The organism is Pseudomonas sp. P7779 (assembly GCF_013386315.1).
GTDB lineage: Bacteria > Pseudomonadota > Gammaproteobacteria > Pseudomonadales > Pseudomonadaceae > Aquipseudomonas.
Map to the genome: position 1 here is coordinate 1 of NZ_JACARZ010000217.1, position 460 is coordinate 460.

At 58.0% G+C, this 460-nt stretch carries 1 protein-coding gene; it reads left to right on the top strand.

The annotated features are described in order from the left end of the window. On the top strand, positions 1-397 hold a 397-nt coding region (locus HX869_RS31260), incomplete at its 5' end, for an OprD family outer membrane porin (protein ID WP_178904186.1). Between the last annotated feature and the right edge of the window lie 63 nt (positions 398-460).

Sequence of the window (460 nt, forward strand, 5' to 3'; positions counted from 1 at the left end):
GTTCTATATCGGCCTGCAGAAACTCAGCGGCGACAGCGCCTGGATGCGGGTCAACGGCACCAGCGGCGGCACCCTGGCCAACGACAGCTACAACGCCAGCTACGACAACGCCAAGGAAAAATCCTGGCAGGTGCGGCACGACTTCAACTTCGTGGTACTGGGCATTCCCGGGTTGACCATGATGAACCGCTACATCAGTGGCGATAACGTGCACACCGGGGCGATCACCAATGGCAAGGAGTGGGGCCGTGAGTCGGAGCTGGCCTACACGGTACAAAGCGGTCCACTGCGGGACCTGAATGTGCGCTGGCGCAACGCAACGATGCGCCGGGATTTCAGTACCAACGAGTTTGATGAGAACCGGATATTCATCAGTTACCCGCTGTCGTTGTTATAGCGGTTTACAAACAACCGGAAAGGCTTTTGTGGCGGGGGAGGTTGCTGTGGGGAGAGATTGCTG